Genomic DNA, 21240 nt, shown 5'->3' with positions numbered 1-21240 from the left:
CGGCCGACGGGACTGCGCTGAGGCAGCGTGCCGCTACAGGGCCGCTACAGGGCGATCCCTTCGGGGATCGCCTTCTTCACGGCCGGGGCCAGGTCGATCAGCACACTGGAACTGTCCCGGCCCTCCGGCACGGTGACCTCGACGTACGCCTCCCGGTTGGCGGTGGTGAACCGGTACGACCCGTCGTCCTGCTTCTCCATCAGCCAGTCGACGCCGTTCACCCCGCCGGCCACCGCGTCCGCGTCCCCGCCCTCGGCCACCTTCGGGTCGACCATCTTCGGCGGCCGGGTGACACCACAGCGCAGTATGATCAGCGGGTTTCCCCAGCCCGCCGTGAGCTTGGAGGCGGGCTCGGGATCCTTGCGGCTCTGGCCGTCCACCTTCGACGGCACGGCCTCGTCCAGGTCCTCGCAGAGCGAGACGACCTTCGCGTCCGGGCTGGGCACCGCCGCCGAAGCGCCGCCGTCCGTCGCGGAGCAGCCCGCGACGGCGGTCAGCAGGACGAGCAGGGGCGGACCGAGCAGCCGGTGACGGAAGGAGTTCACCGGCACAGGGTAGACGGGTACTAGAGATGGACGACCGGGCAGGTCAGGGTGCGGGTGATGCCGTCCACTTGCTGGACCTTGGCGACCACCATGCGGCCCAGGTCGTCGACGGTGTCGGCCTGGGCGCGCACGATGACGTCGTAGGGTCCGGTCACGTCCTCGGCCTGGATCACCCCCGGCAGTTTGGCGATCGTCTCGGCGACGGCCGACGCCTTGCCGACCTCGGTCTGGATCAGGATGTACGCCTGTACCACGGAACCTCCAGGGCGGCCACGAGGATCATGTGGGGAAAAGGAACGCCACGGTATCGCGTCGCCCCGCGCCGCGGGGAGACCTGCGGAGCAGGGGTCTCGCGCGCCGGTACACGCGCCGGTACACGCGCCGGGGCACGGATGGGGAGGCGCGCCGGGACGAGCACGGGGACGCACGCCGGGACCCCGTGGACGTCACCCGGTACACCACCCTGATACATCACCTTGGTACACCAGCCTTGGTGCACCAGCCTTGGTGCACGACCTTGGTCACGGCCCTGGTGCACGACCTTGGTGCCGACCTTGGTGCACGACCTTGGTACACACAGACGACGCGCGACCGGGTACGGACCGGGACGGAAGGGGAGCAGGACCATGAAGGGCACTGTTGGTGAGCTCGGGGAGTTCGGGCTCATCAGGGAGCTCACCTCCCGTCTCACCACCACCCCGGCGGTCCGGATCGGCCCCGGCGACGACGCCGCGGTGGTCGCCGCGCCCGACCGGCGGGTGGTGGCCACCACCGACATACTCGTGGAGGGCCGGCACTTCCGCCGTGACTGGTCCACCGCCTACGACGTCGGCCGCAAGGCCGCGGCCCAGAACCTGGCCGACATCGCGGCGATGGGCGCCGTGCCGACCGCGCTGCTGCTCGGCCTGGTGGTCCCCGCCGAATGCCCCGTGACCTGGCCGACCGAGCTGATGGACGGGCTGCGCGACGAGTGCCAGGTCGCCGGTGCCGCCGTGGTCGGCGGCGACGTGGTGCGCGGCGACACCATCACCGTGTCCATCACCGCCCTCGGCGACCTGCGCGGCCAGGAACCGGTGACCCGGGCCGGCGCCCGCCCCGGCGACCTGGTCGCGGTGACCGGCTGGCTCGGCTGGTCCGCCGCCGGGTTCGCCGTGCTCTCCCGGGGCTTCCGTTCCCCGCGCGCCTTCGTCGAGGCGCACCGGCGCCCGGAGCCGCCGTACCACGCCGGGCCGACCGCCGCCGGGCTCGGCGCGACCGCCATGTGCGACGTCAGCGACGGGCTGATCGCGGACCTGGGCCACATCGCGGAGGCGAGCAAGGTCAGGATCGACATCCGCTCCGGGCAGATCGACATCCCGTCCCAGATGAACGACATCGGCCAGGCCGTCGGCGTCGACCCGATGCAGTGGGTGCTGACCGGGGGAGAGGACCACGCGATCGTGGCCACCTTCGCGCCGGAGGTGAAGCTGCCCGCCCGCTGGAAGGTCATCGGCGAGGTCCTGCACCCCTCGGCGCTGCCCCAGGTGACCGTCGACGGGGCGCCCTGGACCAGCGCCGGCGGCTGGGACCACTTCGGAGGGGAGATCGAGGGATGAACGCGCCCCCGAGGGTCTTGACGGTGGCCGGCTCCGACTCCGGCGGCGGCGCCGGCATCCAGGCCGACCTGAAGACGATGCTCGCGCTCGGCACCCACGGGATGAGCGTGATCACGGCGGTGACCGCGCAGAACTCCCTGGGCGTGCAGGGAGCCTGGGAACTGCCCGTCGAGGCGGTCCGGGCGCAGTACCGCAGCGTCGTCGACGACATCGGCGTCCAGGCGGTCAAGACCGGCATGCTCGCCTCGGCGCCGCTGGTCGAGACGGTCGCCGAGCTGATCGCGGCGACGGACGCGCCCGCGGTGATCGACCCGGTCGGCGTCTCCAAGCACGGGGACGCGTTGCTGGCCGCCTCGGCCCTGGACTCCGTACGCACCAAGCTGCTGCCGGTCGCCACCGTCGCCACCCCGAACCTGGACGAGGTGGCGCAGATCACCGGGGTCCGGGTGGAGTCGGAGGACGGGATGCGGCGGGCCGCGGCGGCCCTGCTCGCGTTCGGACCGCGATGGGCGCTGATCAAGGGCGGTCATCTGCCCGGGGACCCCGTCGACCTGCTCACCGACGGCACGGAGGAGCACTGGCTGCGGGCTCCGCGCCACGACAACCGGCACACCCACGGCACGGGCTGCACCCTCGCCTCGGCGATCGCGTCACATCTGGCGCACGGCCGCTCGGTGCCGGAGGCGGTGGCGGCGGCCAAGGAGTACGTCACCGGGGCGATCGCGGCCGGGTTCGCGCTGGGCGGCGGGATCGGGCCGGTGGATCACGGGTGGGCGCTGGGGCGGGGCTGACGGCGTACGGCGTGCACGGCACGTCGGCGCCGGCACGCGGCCGAGCGCGGGCACGGCACAGTCAAGCGCGCACGGCGTCAAACACCTACGGCGTCAGGCGCGCACGGCAAGAAGCCGGCCCACCCTGAGGTGGACCGGCTTCTCGCAGCGAACCGACAGTGGCCGCGCGCTGTTGCTGAGCGTCAGCGCGAGACCTTGCCGGCCTTGATGCACGAGGTGCAAGCGTTCACGCGCTTCGGCGTCCCGCCCACCACGGTACGAACACGCTGGATGTTGGGGTTCCAGCGGCGGGACGTACGGCGGTGCGAGTGCGAGATGTTGTTGCCGAAGCCCGGCCCCTTGCCGCAGACGTCGCAGTTGGCAGCCACGGGTCACTCCAAAGACTTCAGATGCACTTACGGTTGATCCCGGCATGCCGGAATCGAGGTCTCGGGCTCTTGCGAGCGACCGTGATCTGAGTGGCGGTGCCAGGGGGAATGGCCCGATCGGGATCGGGCAACCGGAGCAGCATACAACGACTGCGTCCGTACAACGAAACTACCATGCCTGATCAGGCTCCTGCCGCGGCCCTGCTCCGGCCCTGTTCCGGCGGACGCCGCCCCGGGGTCTACGCTGCGTGCCACGTCCAGGCCCCGGGTCCAGGTGATCCAGCAGTTCAGGGAGGCGCAGGTGGCGCAGGTGCCGCAGAGGTTCTTCGACGCTCTGGCGGTGCGTACCTGGTGCGGTCTGGCGCTGAGCGCGCTGGGGCGGGCGCGCGAGGAGATCGACGCGATCAACGTCTACCCGGTCGCCGACGGGGACACCGGCACCAACCTGTACCTGACGGTGGAGTCGGCTGCGGCGGCGGTGGAGGCGGTGTTCTCGGGGCACGAGGCGGGGGACGCCGGGACCGGCCGGGGGCCCTCGCTGGCGGAGGCCGCGCGGGCGATGGCGCACGGCGCGCTGATCGGCGCGCGGGGCAACTCCGGGACGATCCTGGCGCAACTGCTGCGCGGCATGGCGCAGGTGCTCGCGGAGCAGAGGGAACGGGCGGGTGCCGAGGAGACGTGCAGCGAGGGGGCGCGCACCGAGGCGCCCGAGCTGCGGCGCGCGCTGCGCCGCGCGGCCGACTCCGCCCGGCAGGCCGTCGCCCACCCGGTCGAGGGCACCGTTCTGACCGTCGCGTCGGCCGCCGCCGACGCGGCGGACCGCGCGCGGGGCGGCTGTGACGCCGTGGCCCGCGCGGCCTACGAGGGTGCCCGGACGGCGCTGGCCGCGACCCCGGGGCAACTGCCCGCCCTGGAGCGCGCCGGAGTGGTCGACGCGGGCGGGCACGGCCTGGTGACGGTGCTGGCGGCGCTGGTGGAGACGCTGACGGGGGAGACGCCGGCCCAGGCTCCGGGGCCGTACACGCGCGTGGGAGACACGGAAGGGGAGTGTCCTTCGGGCGAGGGCGGACCCGCCTTCGAGGTGATCTACCTCCTGGAGGCCGAGGACGCGGCCGTCGCACGGCTGCGGCAGCGGCTGGACGCCCTCGGGGACTCCCTGGTCGTGGTCGGCGGGGACGGTCTGTGGAACGTCCACGTGCACGTCGACGACGCGGGGGCCGCCGTGGAGGCGGGCGTCGAGGCGGGCCGGCCGTACCGCATCCGGATCACCCACTTCGGGCAGGGCGACGTCCACACCACCGGAGGCGGACGCCCGCCCCGGGAGCGGGCCGACCGGGCCGTGGTGGCGGTGGTGCCCGGCGAGGGGCTGGCCGGGCTCTACACGCAGGCCGGGGCGCGGGCCGTGCTGGCGCGCCCGGGGGAGCCGCCCGCCAGCGGCGAGCTGGCCGAGGCCGTCCGCCGGGCGCACGCGCGCGAGGTGGTCCTGCTGCCGAACGACGCCGAACTGCGGCACACCGCCGCCGCGGCCGCCGACCAGGTCCGGGCGGAAGGCGTCCGGGTCGCCCTCATCCCGACCCGCTCCGCGGTCCAGGGCATCGCCGCGCTCGCCGTGCACGAACCCGGCCGGCGCTTCGACGAGGACGTCGTGGCGATGACCTCGGCGGCCGGCGCGACCCGGTACGCCGAGGTGGCCGTCGCCGAGCGCCAGGCGTGGACCACGGCCGGGATCTGCCAGGCCGGGGACGTCCTCGGCCTGGTCGACGGCGACGTGGCGGTGATCGGCTCCGACGTGACCGCGACCGCGACGACCGTGCTCGACCGGATGCTGGCGGCCGGCGGCGAACTGGTCACCCTCGTCCTCGGCGACGACGCCCCCGAGGACGTCGCCGGTCACCTGGAGACGCGGGTCAGGGAGGCCTACCTCGCGGTGGACACGGTGGTCTACCGGGGCGGGCGGCAGGGATCGCTGCTGCTCATCGGCGTGGAGTAGCGGAGTATCCGGGCGGGCTGGGCGGGCGTTGTCAGTGCCGTGGTGTGCAATGGATCCCGTGCCCGCACTGCGAGAACCCCTGAAGAAGGTGCTCGGCCCCGCCACCGCGAAGGTGATGGCCGAGCACCTCGGCCTGCACACCGTCGGTGACCTGCTCCACCACTACCCGCGCAGATACGAGGAGCGCGGGCAGCTCACCCACCTCGCCGACCTCCCCATGGACGAGCACGTCACGGTGGTCGCCCAGGTCGCCGACGCCCGCCTGCACACGTTCGCGTCGGCCAAGGCCCCGCGCGGCAAGGGGCAGCGCCTCGAAGTGACCATCACCGACGGCAGCGGCCGGCTCACGCTGGTCTTCTTCGGCAACGGCGTCCACAAACCCCACAAGGACCTGCTGCCGGGCACCCGCGCGATGTTCTCGGGCAAGGTCTCCGTCTTCAACCGCCGGTTGCAACTGGCCCATCCGGCCTACGAGTTGCTACGAGGAGACAGCGAGGAGACGGTGGAGAGCTGGGCCGGCGCCCTCATCCCGCTCTACCCCGCCACCGCCAAGCTGGAGTCCTGGAAGCTCGCCAAGGCGATCCAGACGGTGCTGCCCGCCGCCCAGGAGGCCGTCGACCCGCTCCCCGCGTCCCTGCGCGAGGGACGCGGCCTGGTCTCCCTCCCCGAGGCCCTGCTCAAGATCCACCGCCCGCACACCCAGGCCGACGTCGCCGACGCCCGCGCCCGCCTGAAGTGGGACGAGGCGTTCGTCCTCCAGGTCGCCCTGGCCCGCCGCCGGCACGCCGAGACCCAGCTCCCCGCCGTCCCCCGCGAACCCAGGCCCGACGGCCTGCTGACCGCCTTCGACGACCGCCTCCCCTTCACCCTCACCGAGGGGCAGCGGCAGGTCTCCGCCGAGATCTTCACCGACCTCGCCACGGACCACCCGATGCACCGGCTGCTCCAGGGAGAGGTCGGCAGCGGCAAGACGATGGTCGCCCTGCGCGCCATGCTCGCCGTCGTCGACGCCGGGGGACAGGCCGCGATGCTCGCGCCCACCGAAGTGCTGGCCCAGCAGCACCACCGGTCGGTCGTGGAGATGATGGGCGAGTTGGCCGAAGGCGGCATGCTCGGCGGCTCCGAGCACGCCACCAAGGTCGTACTGCTCACCGGCTCGATGGGCACCGCCGCCCGCCGCCAGGCCATGCTCGACCTGGCCACCGGCGAGGCCGGCATCGTGATCGGCACCCACGCGCTGATCGAGGACAAGGTCCAGTTCCACGACCTCGGCCTCGTCGTCGTCGACGAACAGCACCGCTTCGGCGTCGAGCAGCGCGACGCCCTGCGCGGCAAGGGCAAGCAGCCGCCCCACCTGCTCGTGATGACCGCCACGCCCATCCCGCGCACGGTCGCCATGACCGTCTTCGGCGACCTGGAGACCTCCGTCCTGGACCAGCTCCCGGCCGGCCGCTCCCCGATCGCCAGCCATGTCGTCCCCGCCGCCGACAAACCGCACTTCCTGGCGCGCGCCTGGGAGCGGGTGCGCGAGGAGGTGGAGAACGGCCACCAGGCGTACGTGGTCTGCCCGAGGATCGGTGACGAGGAGGAGACACCCAAGACCGCGAAGAAGGGCGGCGCCCCGCAGGACGACGGGGACAAGCGCCCGCCGCTCGCCGTCCTGGACGTCGCCGACCAGCTCGCCAAGGGCCCGCTGGGCGGCCTCAAGGTCGAGGTCCTGCACGGCCGGATGCAGCCCGACGACAAGGACGCCGTCATGCGCCGCTACGCCGCGGGCGAGACCGACGTCCTGGTCGCCACCACCGTCATCGAGGTCGGCGTCAACGTCCCCAACGCCACCGCGATGGTGATCATGGACGCGGACCGCTTCGGCGTCTCCCAGCTGCACCAGCTGCGCGGCCGGGTGGGCCGCGGCTCGGCGCCCGGCCTGTGCCTGCTGGTCACCGAGATGCCCGAGGCCAGCGCCGCCCGCCAGCGGCTGAACGCCGTCGCCTCCACCCTGGACGGCTTCGAACTCTCCCGCATCGACCTCGAACAGCGCCGCGAGGGCGATGTCCTCGGCCAGGCCCAGTCCGGGGCCCGTACGTCGCTGAAGGTCCTGGCCGTCATCGAGGACGAGGAGATCATCGCGGAGGCGAGAGCGGAGGCGGCGACGGTGGTGGCAGCCGACCCGGAGCTGACCAGCCTCCCCGGTCTGCGCACGGCCCTGGACGCCCTCTTGGACGAGGAGAGGGAGCAGTACCTGGAAAAGGGCTGAGGACAGGTGCCCCAGGGGCGCGGGGCGGTGTTCGGTATGCGGCTACCGCCGCGTGCGCGCGACCAGCCACACTGAAACCGTCAGTCGCTAACCACCAAGGACCACACATGACCCGCGTGATCGCCGGCGAAGCCGGCGGACGCCGCCTGGCCGTCCCGCCGGGGACCGGCACCCGCCCCACCTCCGACCGCGCCCGCGAGGGCCTCTTCTCCACCTGGCAGGCCCTCCTCGGCGGCCCCCTGGACGGCGAGCGGGTCCTCGACCTGTACGCCGGCTCCGGCGCCGTCGGCCTGGAAGCCCTCTCCCGGGGCGCCGGCCACGTCCTTCTCGTGGAGGCCGACGCGAGAGCCGTCCGCACCGCCCGGGAGAACGTGAAGACGCTCCGCCTCCCCGGTGCCGAGGTCAGGGCGGGCAAGGCCCAGCAGATCGTCCAGACCCCGCCGGAGGACCCGTACGACCTGGTCTTCCTGGATCCGCCGTACGCCGTGTCCGACGACGATCTTCGGGAGATCCTGCTCACACTCCGCGCCCAGGGCTGGCTCGCGGACGACGCCCTCGTCACCGTGGAGCGCAGCACCAGGGGCGGGGAGTTCCGGTGGCCGGAGGGGTTCGACGCGATCCGGGCCCGTCGCTACGGCGAGGGAACGTTTTGGTACGGTCGCGCCGCCTCCACGTGCGAAGACGCACGATGACCGGACTCGAGAGCGAGGGATCTCAAGTGCGCCGCGCCGTCTGTCCCGGGTCGTTCGACCCGATCACCAACGGACATCTGGACATCATCGCCCGGGCCTCCCGGCTGTACGACGAGGTCTACGTCGCCGTGATGATCAACCAGTCCAAGAAGGGCCTCTTCGAGATCGAGGAGCGGATCGACCTCATCGGCCGGGTGACCGCCGAGTACGGCAACGTCCGCGTCGAGTCCTTCCACGGCCTCCTCGTCGACTTCTGCAAGGAGCGCGAGATCCCGGCCATCGTCAAGGGCCTGCGTGCGGTCAGCGACTTCGACTACGAACTCCAGATGGCCCAGATGAACAACGGGCTCTCGGGCGTGGAGACCCTCTTCATGCCCACCAACCCCACCTACAGCTTCCTGTCCTCCTCGCTGGTCAAGGAGGTCGCGACCTGGGGCGGCGACGTCTCCCACCTGGTGCCCCCGCTGGTCCACGAGGCCCTCGCCGAACGGCTGCGCAAGGACTGACCCCGGGGCGGTGTCCGGCGCCCGCCCCGGAGCCGTACAGTCGTCCCGTCCGTCTCCAACACAGCTGTAGAGAGTGGCGAGCACACGGTGGACGTGCAGAAGAAGCTGGACGAGATCGTCTCGACGGTCTCCGGCGCCCGATCCATGCCCATGTCGGCCTCCTGCGTGGTCAACCGCGCCGACCTGCTCTCCCTGCTGGAAGAGGTACGGGCCGCGCTGCCCGGCTCCCTCGCCCAGGCCCAGGAGCTGATCGGCGACCGCGAGCAACTGGTGGAGCAGGCCCGCCAGGAGGCCGAGCGCATCATCGAGAGCGCGCACGCCGAGCGCGGCTCCCTGATCTCCGACATGGAGGTCGTCCGCCGCTCCCAGGCCGAGGCCGACCGCATCCTCACCGAGGCCCGCCGCGAGGCCGAGGAGATCCGCGCCGAGGCCGACGACTACGTCGACTCCAAGCTCGCCAACTTCGAGGTCGTCCTCACCAAGACGCTCGGCTCGGTCGGCCGGGGCCGCGAGAAGCTCCTCGGCACCGGACCGGGCACGGACGAGAACGGTTACGAGGACGAGGACGCCCCCGAGCGCAGCCACGACCCGGAGACCCTGCGCCGCGACGCCGACGCCTACGTCGACGTCAAACTGGGCGCCTTCGAGGCGGTGCTGGCCAAGACCCTGGAGGCCGTCGGCCGCGGCCGGCAGAAGCTGCACGGCCGGCTCGCCACCGACGACCTCGGCGCCCTCGCCGACGACACCACCACCCGCCAGCACTCCAGCGACGCCGACTACCTCGCCGACCTGGCCGCCCTCGCCGACAGCGACGCCGCCGCCGAGCAGACCCGGCAGCAGGAGTACACCGAGCAGCAGCAGCAACAGCAGCAGCCGGTGGCGGCGGCCCAGGCGGCCCCGGCCGACCAGACCGCGTACGGCTACGCCCAGCAGCAGCCCGACCCGTACGGCGGCTACCCGCAGCAGCCCTACGCCGGCCAGCAGGACGCGTACGGCTATCAGCAGGCCGATCCCTACTCCCCCACCTCCGGCTACGATCCGGCGGGCGGTGCCCCCTTCCAGGGCTACGACGCCCAGCAGCAGGGCTACGACCCCCAGCAGGCCGCCTACGACCCCCAGCAGCCCGCGTACGACGCGCAGCAGCCCGGCTATGCCCAGCCCCAGCAGCCCGCCCAGGCCCTCGACGAGACCAGCCTCTTCGACACCAGCATGATCAGCGCGGAGCAGTTGAGGGCCTACGAGCAGGGCCGGGGACTGTAGTCCTCCGAGGCTCCGTCCACAGCTCCGTCACCGGATTGGGCCGTGAGGGAAAGGTCCAGTATCCTGGCTCTTCGGTCGTGTGTAACCACGCGATCCGCGCTGCCCGCAGCACCACGGGGCGGCGCCCCTCTCAGCACAAAGCTCCAGGACCGAAAGTTGGAATGGCTCTGAACGCCCGCCTCGACCACCGCAACCCCCTCGTGTTCGACACGCACGAGCTGGGACGGCGTCCTGGTGCGCTGCAGCGCCTGACCCGCACGGTCGACGCTCCCCAGGATCTCGGTATCAAGGGAGTCATCGGAGTGCCGGAAGGCGCCCCGGTGGAGCTGGAGCTCCGGCTGGAGTCGGTCATGGAAGGGGTGCTTGTCACAGGCACCGCCCGTGCCGCGGCCGAGGGGGAGTGCGTAAGGTGTCTGGAGCCGGTCGAGCTGGAGCTCGAAGCGGACTTCCAGGAACTCTTCTCGTACCCTGACGCCGACGACCGGGGCCGCGTGATCGCGGAACCGGGCGACGACGCCGAGGACGACGAGGAGAGGTTCTTCCTCGAGGACGGCCTGTTCGACCTCGAACCGTTGCTGCGTGATGCGGTGGTGCTCGCACTGCCGATGCAGCCGGTGTGCCAGGAAGACTGCCCGGGACTGTGCGCCGAATGCGGCGTGCGCCTGGCGGACGACCCGGACCACCACCATGACGCCGTCGACATCCGTTGGGCGGCTTTGCAGGGACTCGCCGGTTCACTCGGAGACGGCGAGAAGGACGACATGAGCGGCGCCGAACCGGGCGTCGACGAGAAGCAGGAGAAGTAGCCGTGGCTGTTCCGAAGCGGAAGATGTCGCGCAGCAACACGCGCCACCGCCGGTCGCAGTGGAAGGCTGCGGTCCCCACCCTGGTTGCGTGCGAGCGCTGCCACGAGCCCAAGCTGCAGCACATCGCGTGCCCGTCGTGCGGCACCTACAACAAGCGCCAGGTCCTCGAGGTCTGAGCGGCTGGTGAGAGGCACTGTGTCCACGCCGAAGAAAAACTCTGCGGAGCACCAGGCCTCGTCCCACACGCTTCTGGAAGGGCGGCTCGGGTACAAGCTCGAGTCCGCCCTTCTGGTGCGCGCGCTGACCCACCGTTCCTACGCGTACGAGAACGGCGGTCTGCCGACGAACGAACGGCTGGAGTTCCTCGGGGACTCCGTGCTCGGTCTCGTCGTCACCGACACGCTGTACCGCACCCACCCCGACCTGCCCGAAGGCCAGCTGGCCAAGTTGCGGGCCGCGGTGGTCAACTCGCGTGCGCTGGCGGAGGTCGGTCGCGGGCTGGAACTGGGCTCCTTCATCCGGCTCGGCCGCGGTGAAGAGGGCACGGGCGGCCGGGACAAGGCATCCATCCTCGCCGACACCCTCGAAGCGGTGATCGGCGCGGTCTACCTCGACCAGGGCCTGGACGCGGCGGCGGAGCTGGTGCACCGCCTGTTCGACCCCCTGATCGAGAAGTCCTCCAACCTCGGCGCCGGCCTGGACTGGAAGACCAGTCTCCAGGAGCTGACCGCGACCGAAGGGCTCGGCGTCCCCGAGTACCTGGTCACGGAGACCGGCCCCGACCACGAGAAGACCTTCACTGCTGCCGCCCGCGTCGGAGGCGTCTCGTACGGCACCGGCACCGGCCGCAGCAAGAAGGAAGCGGAGCAGCAGGCCGCCGAGTCCGCGTGGCGGTCCATCCGGGCCGCGGCGGACGAGCGTGCCAAGGCGGCCAAGGAAGCCAAGGAAGCCAAGGCCGAGGCGGCCGAGGAAGCCAAGGCCGAGGCGGCCGGGGCCGCCGCGGAGAGCGTCGACGTACCGTCGCCCTCCGCCTGATCCGCTTCGAGAAGACGAGCGTCCCGAGCGCCCGCCCCCACCCCGGGGCCGGGCGCTCGGTTCGTCACACCGTCCCCGCCCGTTCGCACTGGGGGAGCGCATGCCCGAGTTGCCCGAGGTCGAGGTCGTCCGGCGCGGCCTGGAGCGGTGGGTCGCCCACCGGACCGTGGCCGACGCCGACGTCCTGCACCCCCGTGCCGTACGCCGTCACCTGGCCGGCGCCGACGACTTCGCCCAGCGTCTCAAGGGTCACCGCGTCGGCGTGCCCAGCCGCCGCGGCAAGTACCTGTGGCTGCCGCTGGAGGACAGCGGCCAGGCGGTCCTGGCCCACCTCGGCATGAGCGGCCAGCTGCTGGTCCAGCCGCACGAGGCCCCGGCCGAGAAACACCTGCGCGTCCGGGTCCGCTTCGCCGACGCCCTCGGCACCGAGCTGCGCTTCGTCGACCAGCGCACCTTCGGCGGCCTGTCGCTGCACGACACCTCGCCCGACGGCCTGCCCGACGTCATCGCGCACATCGCCCGCGACCCCCTCGACCCGCTCTTCGACGACGAGGCGTTCCACCGGGCGCTGCGCCGCAAGCGCACCACCATCAAACGGGCCCTGCTCGACCAGTCCCTGATCAGCGGCGTCGGCAACATCTACGCGGACGAGGCGCTGTGGCGCTCCCGCCTGCACTACGACCGCCCGACGGCGACCTTCACCAGGCCCCGCACCTTCGAACTCCTCGGCCATGTACGGGACGTGCTGAACGCGGCCCTCGCCGTCGGCGGCACCAGCTTCGACAGCCTGTACGTCAACGTCAACGGGGAGTCCGGCTACTTCGACCGGTCGCTGGACGCGTACGGCCGCGAGGGACTGCCCTGCGGCCGCTGCGCAACGCCGATGCGCCGCCGGCCGTGGATGAACCGCTCCAGCTACTACTGCCCGAAGTGCCAGCGCCCGCCGCGCGTCACCCCCTAGGTCAGCGCTAGCGCTGGGCGGCGCGCTCGGCGTCGTAGCGCTCGCGGGCGGCCAGCACCTCGTCCATGCTGCCTTCGAGGCACTCGATGAGGGCGACCAGCCGCCGGGCCGTCTCCCGGCCGAGCGGGGTCAGTTCGTAGTCGACGCGGGGCGGGTTGGTCGGCTGGGCCTCGCGGTGCACCAGGCCGTCGCGCTCCAGCGCGTGCAGCGTCTGGGAGAGCATCTTCTCGCTGACGCCGTCCACCCGGCGCCGCAGTTCGTTGAAGCGGAACGAGCCCTCGGACAGGGCTCCGAGCGTGAGTGCGCCCCAGCGCCCGGTGACATGCTCCAGCGTGTCGCGCGAGGGGCAGCCCCGGGAGAACACGTCGTACGGAAGGTCCCGCCCCTCCGCGCGCTCCTGCGTGGTCGACATACCTCCAGCGTACGGCAGCACAGCGCCGCCCGGCAGGCAGCGCCGACCGGCGGAAAGCCCTCCCGGGGGCGCCCCGCCCGCTAGTAGCCGAAGTCCTGCGTCCACCACGGGCCGCCGGAGGCGAAGTGCACGCCGACGCCCAGTGTCCTGAAGTCGCAGTTCAGGATGTTGGCCCGGTGGCCCTCGCTGTTCATCCAGGCGTCCATCACCGCCGCCGCGTCCGCCTGGCCGCGGGCTATGTTCTCGCCGCCGAGGTTGGTTATCCCGGCCGCCTCGGCCCGGTCCCACGGGGTGGCGCCGCTCGGGTCGGTGTGGTCGAAGAAGTCCTGCGCGGCCATGGCCTCGCTGAAGTCCTCCGCCAGTTCGGTCAGCCCGCTGCTGGCGGCGACCGGGGTGCAGCCGACCTTGGCCCGCTCCTCGTTGACGAGCCTGACCACCTCGGCCTCGGCGGCGGTCGCCTGGGAGACCGTGACGGACCGGTCGGCCGCCGCCTCCGACTCCTGCGGTTCCTCCGTGGCCGTGCGCGACGGGGTGGACTCCGTCTTCCCGCCCGCGGTCGCCGCCGGCTTCTTCGGCTCGGCGGTGGTCTTCTCGGGCGCGGGCGAGGCGGAGGCGGACGGCGTCTTCGAGGCGGAGGCGGAGGCGCTGGGGGAGGAGGACGAGGCCGGGCTGCCGGTGCCGGACCCGGCGGACTCCTCGTCGCCGGCGACGCTGCCCGAGGTGCCGCCCTGCTCACTGGGCGTGCTGCCCGGCGAGTCCGCGGCCTGCACCTTGTCGCTGCCGCCGGGGCCCTGGCCGATCCGCAGGCCGTCGAGGCCGGGCACCGCCCCCGTGGTCACCGCGACCGCGCCGAGCGCGACGGCGGCCGAGACGCCGAGCAGTCCCGCACGGACCGGGACGGAGCCCGCCTTCTTCCGGCGGCGCCGGAACCCCGGCCGCCGGCCACCGCCCGCCGCCGCCTCGGGGCCTTCCGGGGTGCCGGGGCCCTCGGGCGGCAGACCGCCGGAGGAGAAGGCGACCGTGGTGCCGGCCGGGTCGTCCGTGCCGAACAGATAGGCGTCGCTCCTGGCCCGGGCCTCGGCGTACGCCTCCGGGTTCAGGTAGGGAGCGGTCCCCCTGAGTGGGACGTCCCCCGTGTAGGAGGCCTGCGGGTCGTGGTCCCGTGCTCCGGAACCGCCCGGCTGTGCGGCTCCCTCGGCGCGGCCGGCGGCGGAGCGTCGGTGGCGTCCCATGTACTGGCCTTCCTCGTCCTCGCGGTCGACTCGTCTCTTGATCAACACGAAACCCACACGATCGAGTGAGTTTCGTATGAGATTCATTGGGTCGGGACGGTACCGCATGGCCCTGGGGGAGGAAGTGCCCACAGGGGTATAGGCCCGTTAGGTTGCCTCCATGAGCGAGGATGTACGGCTGGTCGCCTGGGTACGCGGACACGTCCAGGGCGTGGGTTTCCGCTGGTTCACGCGGGCGCGGGCACTGGAGCTGGGCGAGCTGAGTGGTTTTGCTCTCAATCTGGGCGACGGACGCGTCCAGGTGGTCGCGGAGGGGCCCAAGGATCACTGCGAGGGGCTCCTCGACTGGCTGCGCGGCGACGACACGCCCGGCCGCGTGGACGGAGTCACCGAGATCTGGGACACACCCCGCGGCGGCTACGACGGCTTCGCCATCCGCTGACCCCGGACCCCGGACGGATCCGCGGAGCGGCGCCGGACCCGCCCTCCGGGAGCCGTCCGGAACGGAAACGAGCAGGTGGTTGCCGACAACCGCTTGCCATAACCGGCTCCGCACGGCAGGATCGGCGCCACGCCCCGACGGGCCCGCAGGAGTCGCAGCGCCGCCGTTCCCCGGCCGCGCGCCCCGGGCCGTACGCCAATACGGGGCGTGATCGTGTTGACCGTCAAACTTTTTGGTGAGACGCTGAAAGCCCCGCGCACCTCAGCTGTTTGGCATGGTTGAACGGCAGCAAAAACTCCAAAGTGCCAAGCACCGCGGGTGCGAATCCCTCACGACCCACACCGCATCGGTCGGTCACTCATTGTGGAGGACCATCCATCATGGCAAAGGCGCTTCTCGGTTACGTCGGCGGCTCCGACCCGCGACTCCTCGCCGAGATGCGACGGCTCCAGCAGCGCGTTCAGGATCTGGAATCCGAGCTCGTACGGATCCAGGCGGAGAAGGACGCGCTGGCGGCTGCCGCTTCTCACGACAGGATCATGGAGAGCGTTGACGCACACCAGGCGGAGCCTGCGCTGACCTGATCACTGCAACGCTCCACGCACAGCACCAGCAGTGGTCGGGCTGCCCGTACAGCCGCTCGGTTGCTCAGCATTGCAAGGGACGCTTCGGCGTCCCTTCTTCTTTGCCTCCCCGCAGGGCCCCTCGGCTTCTTTAACGTCTGATGTGCCCTGCGCGTTCAACGGTGAAACCGCAGGGGTCCGAGCGTTCATGGAGTGGGACTCCCCCGGAAGGTAGAGTCCGGCGGCGTGCACCTGAAGGCCCTGACCCTGCGCGGGTTCAAGTCGTTCGCCTCGGCGACCACGCTCCGGTTCGAGCCGGGCATCACGTGCGTCGTCGGACCGAACGGCTCGGGCAAGTCCAACGTCGTGGACGCGCTCAGCTGGGTCATGGGCGAGCAGGGCGCCAAGTCGCTGCGCGGCGGCAAGATGGAGGACGTCATCTTCGCCGGCACCACCGGCCGCCCGCCGCTGGGCCGCGCCGAGGTGTCGCTGACCATCGACAACTCCGACGGGGCGCTGCCCATCGAGTACGCCGAGGTCACCATCACGCGGATCATGTTCCGCAACGGCGGCAGCGAGTACCAGATCAACGGCGAGACCTGCCGGCTGCTCGACATCCAGGAACTGCTCTCCGACTCCGGCATCGGCCGGGAGATGCACGTCATCGTCGGCCAGGGCCAGCTCGACTCCGTACTGCACGCCGACCCCATGGGCCGCCGCGCCTTCATCGAGGAGGCGGCCGGCGTCCTCAAGCACCGCAAGCGCAAGGAGAAGGCGCTGCGGAAGCTGGAGGCGATGAAGGCCAACCTCGCCCGCGTCCAGGACCTCACGGACGAGCTGCGCCGCCAGCTCAAGCCCCTGGGCCGGCAGGCGGCGGTCGCGCGGCGGGCCGCCGTCATCCAGGCCGACCTCCGCGACGCCCGCCTCCGGCTCCTCGCCGACGACCTCGTACGGCTGCGGGAGGCACTGGCGGCCGAGATCGCCGACGAGGCCGCCCTCAAGGAACGCAAGGAGGCCGCCGAGCGGGACCTGGGCCAGGCACTGCGCCGCGAGGCGCTCCTGGAGGACGAGGTCCGCCGGCTCACCCCGCGGCTCCAGCGCGCCCAGCAGACCTGGTACGAGCTGTCCCAGCTGGCCGAACGGGTGCGCGGCACGATCTCGCTGGCCGAGGCACGGGTGAAGAGCGCCACCTCCGCGCCCGAGGAGGAACGGCGCGGCCGGGACCCCGAGGACCTGGAGCGCGAGGCCGCCCGGGTCCGAGAGCAGGAGGCCGAACTGGAGGCCGCCCTGGAAGCGGCCCGGCGCGCCCTGGAGGACACGGTCGCCCACCGCGCCGAGCTGGAACGCGAGCTGGCCGAGGAGGAACGCCGCCTCAAGGACGCCGCCCGCGCCATCGCCGACCGCCGCGAAGGCCTCGCCCGGCTCAGCGGCCAGGTCGGCGCCGCCCGCTCCCGCGCCGCGGCCGCGCAGTCGGAGATAGAGCGCCTGACCGCCGCCCGCGACGAGTCCCAGGAACGCGCCGTCGCCGCCCAGGAGGAGTACGAGGCGCTGAAGGCCGAGGTCGACGGCCTCGACGCCGACGACCACGAACTCGCCGAGCGGCACGAGGCCGCCAAGCGGCAGCTCGCCGAGGCCGAGGCCGCCCTCACCGCCGCCCGCGAGGCGGCCACCTCGGCGGAACGCTCCCGGGCCGCGACCCAGGCCCGGCACGACGCCCTCGCCCTCGGCCTGCGCCGCAAGGACGGCACGGGCGCGCTGCTCGCCGCGCGGGACCGGCTGACCGGGCTGCTCGGCCCGGCCGCCGAACTGCTCACCGTCACGCCGGGCCACGAGGTTCCGCTCGCCGCGGCGTTCGGCGCCGCCGCCGACGCCCTTGCCGTGACCTCCCCGTCCGCCGCCGCCGACGCCCTCCGCCTGCTGCGCAAGCAGGACGCCGGGCGGGCCGCGCTGCTGATCGGCGGCGCCGCCGGCGACGTACCGGACGAGCCCCGCGGGGACGGGCCGCCGTACGCCGCCGACCTGGTGCGCGGGCCGGACGGGCTGATGCCGGCCGTACGGCGGCTGCTGCGCGGGATCGTCGTCGTGGAGACCCTGGAGGACGCCGAGGAACTGGTGTACGCGCGGCCGGAGCTGACCGCCGTGACCGCGGAGGGCGACCTGCTCGGCGCGCACCTCGCGCAGGGCGGCTCGGCCGGGGCGCCCAGCCTGATCGAAGTACAGGCGTCCGTCGACGAGGCCGCCGCCGAGCTGACGGAGCTGGCCGTACGGTGCGAGGAACTGGCCGCGGCGCAGGAAGCCGCCGGGGAGCGGCGCCGGGAGTGCGCCGCGCTGGTGGAGGAGCTGGGGGAGCGGCGCCGGGCCGCCGACCGGGAGAAGTCGGCCGTCGCCCAGCGGCTCGGGCGGCTCGCCGGACAGGCCCGCGGCGCGTCCGGCGAGGCCGAGCGGGCCGCCGCCGCGGCCGGCCGGGCGCAGGAGGCGCTGGACAAGGCGCTCATGGACGTGGAGGAACTGGCCGAGCGGCTCGCCGTCGCCGAGGAGATGCCGGCCGAGGAGGAACCCGACAGCTCCCGGCGGGACCGGCTCGCCGCCGACGGGGCCAATGCCCGGCAGACCGAGATGGAGGCCCGCCTCCAGGCCCGTACGCACGAGGAACGGGTCAAGGGGCTGGCCGGACGGGCCGACTCGCTGGACCGCGCCGCCCGCGCGGAACGCGAGGCACGCGCGCGTGCCGAGCAGCGGCGGGCCCGGCTGCGCCACGAGGCGTCGGTCGCGGGGGCCGTCGCCTCGGGCGCCCGCCAGTTGCTGGCGCACGTCGAGGTCTCCCTCACCCGCGCCGACGCGGAGCGCACCGCCGCCGAGGCCGCCAAGGCCCAGCGGGAACAGGAACTGGCCGCGGCCCGCACCGAGGGACGTGATCTCAAGGCCGAGCTGGACAAGCTCACGGATTCAGTTCACCGGGGCGAGGTACTCGGCGCCGAGAAACGGCTGCGGATCGAGCAGCTGGAGACCAAGGCGCTGGAGGAACTCGGTGTGGAACCGACGGCACTGGTGGACGAGTACGGCCCGCACCAGCCGGTGCCGCCCTCGCCCCCCGCCCAGGGCGAGGAACTCCCCGACGATCCGGACCACCCGCGCAACCGGCCCCGGCCGTACCGGCGGGACGAGCAGGAGAGACGGCTGAAGGCCGCCGAGCGTGCCTACCAGCAGCTCGGCAAGGTCAATCCGCTGGCGCTGGAGGAGTTCGCGGCGCTGGAGGAGCGGCACCAGTTCCTCAGCGAGCAACTGGAGGACCTGAAGAAGACCCGCGCCGATCTGCTCCAGGTGGTCAAGGAGGTCGACGAGCGCGTCGAGCAGGTCTTCAGCGAGGCGTTCCGGGACACCGCCCGTGAGTTCGAGGGCGTGTTCGGCCGGCTGTTCCCCGGCGGGGAGGGGCGGCTGGTGCTGACCGACCCCGGCAACATGCTCAGCACGGGCGTGGACGTCGAGGCCCGGCCGCCGGGCAAGAAGGTCAAGCGGCTGTCGCTGCTGTCCGGCGGGGAGCGGTCGCTGACCGCCGTGGCGCTGCTGGTGTCGATCTTCAAGGCGCGGCCCAGTCCGTTCTACGTGATGGACGAGGTCGAGGCGGCGCTGGACGACACCAACCTGCAACGGCTGATCCGGATCATGCAGGAGCTGCAGGAGGCGTCGCAGCTGATCGTGATCACGCACCAGAAACGGACCATGGAGGTCGCGGACGCGCTGTACGGCGTGTCCATGCAGGGCGACGGGGTGTCCAAGGTCATCAGCCAGCGACTGCGTTGACGGCGGGTCCGTCACGGACGCCCTTCATCGGCCCGTCCCCCGAGCCCATCCCCGAGCCATCTTCAAGGCTCATCTTCAAGACTTGAACGCAAATGGATCATCGATCCCCTGCATGGTTCTCACTTCTCCCCCGCAGAACGTCTCGTAGCTCACACCTTTGACCCTATTGACTTCGAAACTTGAAGGCATAGTCTCTGCAACGTTGCTTTTACCTTCAGGAACCTTCAGGCGGTCCTCGAAGGGAGATCCACCCCGGCAGCGTTGCCGGTGGCCCGAGGAGTACACGTGACCAGCACTGCTGAGGCACCCAAGTCAGGAGCCAGAACGGCTCACCCCGATCATCTCGGGCACGTCATCTTCATCGCGGCGGCGGCCGCGATGGGCGGTTTCCTCTTCGGCTACGACAGTTCCGTGATCAACGGTGCCGTCGAGGCCATCCGGCACCGCTACGACGTCGGATCCGCGCTGCTGGCCCAGGTCATCGCGATCGCGCTGATCGGCTGCGCCATCGGCGCCGCCACCGCCGGCCGGATCGCCGACCGGATCGGCCGCATCCGCTGCATGCAGATCGCCGCGGTCCTGTTCACCGTCAGCGCCATCGGCTCGGCCCTGCCCTTCGCGCTGTGGGACCTGGCCATGTGGCGGGTCATCGGCGGCTTCGCCATCGGCATGGCCTCGGTGATCGGCCCCGCCTACATCGCCGAGGTCTCCCCGCCCGCCTACCGCGGCCGGCTCGGCTCCTTCCAGCAGGCCGCGATCGTCGTCGGCATCGCGGTGTCGCAGCTGGTCAACTGGGGTCTGCTGAACGCCGCGGGCGGCGACCAGCGCGGTGAGCTGATGGGCCTGGAGGCCTGGCAGGTCATGCTCGGCGTCATGGTCGTCCCGGCCGTCCTGTACGGGCTGCTGTCCTTCGCCATCCCCGAGTCCCCGCGCTTTTTGATCTCGGTGGGCAAGCACGACAAGGCCCGCCAGATCCTCGAAGAGGTCGAGGGCAAGAACGTCGACCTCGACGCCCGCGTCGCCGAGATCGAGACGGGCATGCACCGCGAGGAGAAGGCCAGCTTCAAGGAACTCCTCGGCGGCAGCTTCTTCTTCAAGCCGATCGTCTGGATCGGCATCGGCCTCTCCGTCTTCCAGCAGTTCGTCGGCATCAACGTCGCGTTCTACTACTCCTCGACGCTGTGGCAGTCGGTCGGTGTCGACCCGACGGACTCCTTCTTCTACTCGTTCACGACGTCGATCATCAACATCGTCGGCACCGTGATCGCGATGATTTTCGTGGACCGCGTCGGCCGCAAGCCGCTCGCCATCATCGGCTCGGTCGGCATGGTCATCGGCCTGGCGCTGGAGGCCTGGGCGTTCTCCGCCCACCTGGTCGACGGCAAGCTCCCGGCCACCCAGGGCTGGGTCGCCCTGATCGCCGCCCACGTGTTCGTGCTCTTCTTCGCCCTCTCCTGGGGCGTGGTCGTGTGGGTCTTCCTCGGCGAGATGTTCCCCAACCGGCTCCGTGCCGCCGCCCTCGGCGTCGCCGCCGCCGCGCAGTGGATCGCCAACTGGGCCATCACCGCGAGCTTCCCGTCGCTGGCCGAGTGGAACCTCTCCGGCACCTACGTGATCTACACGGTCTTCGCCGCGCTCTCCATCCCGTTCGTCCTGAAGTTCGTCAAGGAGACGAAGGGCAAGGCGCTGGAGGAGATGGGCTGAGCCTCGCTCCGAGGCCCCTCGACTCGAGGAGCCGGGCCAAGTCCCCGCTGCCCCGCTCCTCGACACCCGTAAGACGTACTGCCCGGTCCGGCACACGGACCGGGCAGTACGTCTTTGTCCGGGAAAAGGGGTGGTCGTCGCGGTTCTGCCGCAAGGGGGCGCCGCGATCAGGGCGGTGCCCCGTCCGCCCGCCGTGCGGGAGGGCGGCGCGAGCAGACGGCTCACCCAGCGCCTCCGGACGCTCCCGCGCGGGCTTGGTCCGCCGTGGCTCGACGCGGGA

General features: G+C 72.1%; 20 protein-coding genes. 15 read left to right on the top strand and 5 right to left on the bottom strand.

Features of this window, described 5'->3' with window-relative positions; genetic code table 11:
- Positions 1 to 44: 44 nt before the first annotated feature.
- Together J7I94_RS01375 and J7I94_RS01370 are read right to left on the bottom strand one after the other, a co-directional pair.
- A complete protein-coding gene (locus J7I94_RS01375) occupies positions 45 to 545 on the bottom strand; it encodes a DUF3515 domain-containing protein (protein ID WP_215164563.1) in 501 nt (166 codons plus the stop codon).
- Between the two features lie 20 nt (positions 546 to 565).
- Positions 566 to 799, bottom strand: coding sequence for an Lrp/AsnC family transcriptional regulator (locus J7I94_RS01370; protein WP_215164562.1), 234 nt, complete (start codon positions 797 to 799; stop codon positions 566 to 568).
- A gap of 372 nt (positions 800 to 1171) precedes the next feature.
- On the opposite strand from J7I94_RS01370, the gene J7I94_RS01365 reads away from it, so the two are divergent.
- Together J7I94_RS01365 and thiD are read left to right on the top strand one after the other, a co-directional pair.
- Entirely contained in the window at positions 1172 to 2140 is a 969-nt protein-coding gene (locus J7I94_RS01365; RefSeq protein WP_215164561.1) for a thiamine-phosphate kinase, read from the top strand.
- Positions 2137 to 2931, top strand: coding sequence for a bifunctional hydroxymethylpyrimidine kinase/phosphomethylpyrimidine kinase (gene thiD, locus J7I94_RS01360; protein ID WP_215164560.1), 795 nt, complete (start codon positions 2137 to 2139; stop codon positions 2929 to 2931). The genes J7I94_RS01365 and thiD overlap by 4 nt, the downstream gene beginning before the upstream one ends.
- 182 nt (positions 2932 to 3113) lie before the next feature.
- On the opposite strand, the gene rpmB is transcribed toward thiD, so the two are convergent.
- Positions 3114 to 3299, bottom strand: a complete 186-nt coding sequence (rpmB, locus tag J7I94_RS01355) for a 50S ribosomal protein L28 (protein ID WP_003993230.1) — start codon at positions 3297 to 3299, stop codon at positions 3114 to 3116.
- A gap of 301 nt (positions 3300 to 3600) precedes the next feature.
- Here rpmB and J7I94_RS01350 point away from each other — a divergent pair, with 301 nt between their 5' ends.
- From J7I94_RS01350 to mutM, 9 genes are all read left to right on the top strand, one after another.
- On the top strand, positions 3601 to 5289 hold the full coding sequence (locus J7I94_RS01350) for a DAK2 domain-containing protein (protein WP_215164559.1): 1689 nt from the start codon (positions 3601 to 3603) through the stop codon (positions 5287 to 5289).
- 49 nt (positions 5290 to 5338) lie between these two features.
- A complete protein-coding gene (gene recG, locus J7I94_RS01345; protein ID WP_215164558.1) occupies positions 5339 to 7546 on the top strand; it encodes an ATP-dependent DNA helicase RecG in 2208 nt (735 codons plus the stop codon).
- Between the two features lie 71 nt (positions 7547 to 7617).
- A complete protein-coding gene (rsmD, locus tag J7I94_RS01340) occupies positions 7618 to 8238 on the top strand; it encodes a 16S rRNA (guanine(966)-N(2))-methyltransferase RsmD (protein ID WP_285442376.1) in 621 nt (206 codons plus the stop codon).
- A 26-nt stretch (positions 8239 to 8264) separates the two neighbouring features.
- Complete coding sequence (gene coaD / locus J7I94_RS01335; RefSeq protein ID WP_215164573.1) at positions 8265 to 8744, top strand: pantetheine-phosphate adenylyltransferase; 480 nt, start codon at positions 8265 to 8267, stop codon at positions 8742 to 8744.
- Between the two features lie 87 nt (positions 8745 to 8831).
- Positions 8832 to 10004, top strand: a complete 1173-nt coding sequence (locus J7I94_RS01330; protein ID WP_215164556.1) for an ATP synthase F0 subunit B — start codon at positions 8832 to 8834, stop codon at positions 10002 to 10004.
- Positions 10005 to 10165: 161 nt separating this feature from the next.
- The gene (locus tag J7I94_RS01325) at positions 10166 to 10810 is read left to right on the top strand and encodes a DUF177 domain-containing protein (protein ID WP_215164555.1); all 645 of its coding nucleotides are present in this window, start codon (positions 10166 to 10168) and stop codon (positions 10808 to 10810) included.
- Between the two features lie 2 nt (positions 10811 to 10812).
- On the top strand, positions 10813 to 10986 hold the full coding sequence (gene rpmF, locus J7I94_RS01320) for a 50S ribosomal protein L32 (protein ID WP_007493396.1): 174 nt from the start codon (positions 10813 to 10815) through the stop codon (positions 10984 to 10986).
- Between the two features lie 19 nt (positions 10987 to 11005).
- Positions 11006 to 11845 carry a ribonuclease III gene (gene rnc, locus J7I94_RS01315; protein ID WP_215164554.1) on the top strand — a complete coding sequence of 280 codons (840 nt, stop codon included), beginning with the start codon at positions 11006 to 11008 and terminating at the stop codon, positions 11843 to 11845.
- Positions 11846 to 11945: 100 nt separating this feature from the next.
- A complete protein-coding gene (gene mutM / locus J7I94_RS01310) occupies positions 11946 to 12806 on the top strand; it encodes a bifunctional DNA-formamidopyrimidine glycosylase/DNA-(apurinic or apyrimidinic site) lyase (RefSeq protein ID WP_215164553.1) in 861 nt (286 codons plus the stop codon).
- A 7-nt stretch (positions 12807 to 12813) separates the two neighbouring features.
- On the opposite strand, the gene J7I94_RS01305 is transcribed toward mutM, so the two are convergent.
- Together J7I94_RS01305 and J7I94_RS01300 are read right to left on the bottom strand one after the other, a co-directional pair.
- Entirely contained in the window at positions 12814 to 13218 is a 405-nt protein-coding gene (locus J7I94_RS01305; RefSeq protein ID WP_215164552.1) for a helix-turn-helix domain-containing protein, read from the bottom strand.
- 80 nt (positions 13219 to 13298) lie between these two features.
- The gene (locus tag J7I94_RS01300) at positions 13299 to 14450 is read right to left on the bottom strand and encodes a CAP domain-containing protein (protein ID WP_215164551.1); all 1152 of its coding nucleotides are present in this window, start codon (positions 14448 to 14450) and stop codon (positions 13299 to 13301) included.
- Between the two features lie 160 nt (positions 14451 to 14610).
- On the opposite strand from J7I94_RS01300, the gene J7I94_RS01295 reads away from it, so the two are divergent.
- From J7I94_RS01295 to J7I94_RS01280, 4 genes are all read left to right on the top strand, one after another.
- Positions 14611 to 14892 carry an acylphosphatase gene (locus J7I94_RS01295; protein WP_215164550.1) on the top strand — a complete coding sequence of 94 codons (282 nt, stop codon included), beginning with the start codon at positions 14611 to 14613 and terminating at the stop codon, positions 14890 to 14892.
- Between the two features lie 380 nt (positions 14893 to 15272).
- Positions 15273 to 15476 carry a hypothetical protein gene (locus tag J7I94_RS01290; RefSeq protein WP_030824772.1) on the top strand — a complete coding sequence of 68 codons (204 nt, stop codon included), beginning with the start codon at positions 15273 to 15275 and terminating at the stop codon, positions 15474 to 15476.
- A 225-nt stretch (positions 15477 to 15701) separates the two neighbouring features.
- Positions 15702 to 19256 carry a chromosome segregation protein SMC gene (gene smc / locus J7I94_RS01285; RefSeq protein WP_215164549.1) on the top strand — a complete coding sequence of 1185 codons (3555 nt, stop codon included), beginning with the start codon at positions 15702 to 15704 and terminating at the stop codon, positions 19254 to 19256.
- Between the two features lie 285 nt (positions 19257 to 19541).
- Positions 19542 to 20960 carry a sugar porter family MFS transporter gene (locus J7I94_RS01280; protein ID WP_215164548.1) on the top strand — a complete coding sequence of 473 codons (1419 nt, stop codon included), beginning with the start codon at positions 19542 to 19544 and terminating at the stop codon, positions 20958 to 20960.
- Positions 20961 to 21240 lie beyond the last annotated feature (280 nt).

It is taken from the genome of Streptomyces sp. ISL-12, assembly GCF_018614415.1.
Classification (GTDB): Bacteria; Actinomycetota; Actinomycetes; order Streptomycetales; family Streptomycetaceae; genus Streptomyces.
Note: the sequence above shows the minus strand (reverse complement) of the source record. Positions and strands in the feature narration are given on the sequence as shown.